This is a genomic window from uncultured Jannaschia sp. (assembly GCF_947494055.1).
Taxonomy (GTDB): domain Bacteria; phylum Pseudomonadota; class Alphaproteobacteria; order Rhodobacterales; family Rhodobacteraceae; genus Jannaschia.
The window spans coordinates 1-453 of the sequence record NZ_CANLTR010000185.1 but is presented as its reverse complement, the minus strand read 5'-3'; the positions used below and the strand labels follow the sequence as shown (position 1 = coordinate 453).

Sequence of the window (453 nt, the reverse complement as noted above, 5' to 3'; positions counted from 1 at the left end):
TGCGCGTCAGCCACAACCCATCCTCAACCATCCATCGCCGCAGCGTCTCGCGCGAAACCCGCAGGTCATGCCGCTCCGCCAACGTCTCGGCCGCCAGCGTCGGGCCGAAGTCCGAGTACTTCTCCCGGACCAGGTCCAGCGCCACCTCGCGGACCGCATCGCCGATCCGGTTGTTGGGCACACGGCCGCGAGCACGATGGGCCAGCGACGAAGGGCCTTCATCGCGGAACCGCTTCAGCAGCCGGAACACCTGCCGCCGGCTCATCGCCAGAACATGCGCCGCGGACGTCGCGTCGATCCGCCCATCATCCAGCTGCGCCAGAACCTCCACGCGCCGCAACTCGCGCCCGCTCATCGTCACCCATCCCATGCCACGCTCCAAGCCCAGTCCAGACAGGGCAGAGTGACACTTCTGATTTGCTCACGGGTGACAGTTTAGCTTTGCGGCTACAA

General features: G+C 66.2%; 1 protein-coding gene. It reads right to left on the bottom strand.

What is annotated here, in order from left to right; genetic code table 11:
- A partial coding sequence (locus Q1A87_RS23775; RefSeq protein WP_299657358.1) for a helix-turn-helix domain-containing protein occupies positions 1-370 on the bottom strand: 370 nt, incomplete at its 3' end.
- Between the last annotated feature and the right edge of the window lie 83 nt (positions 371-453).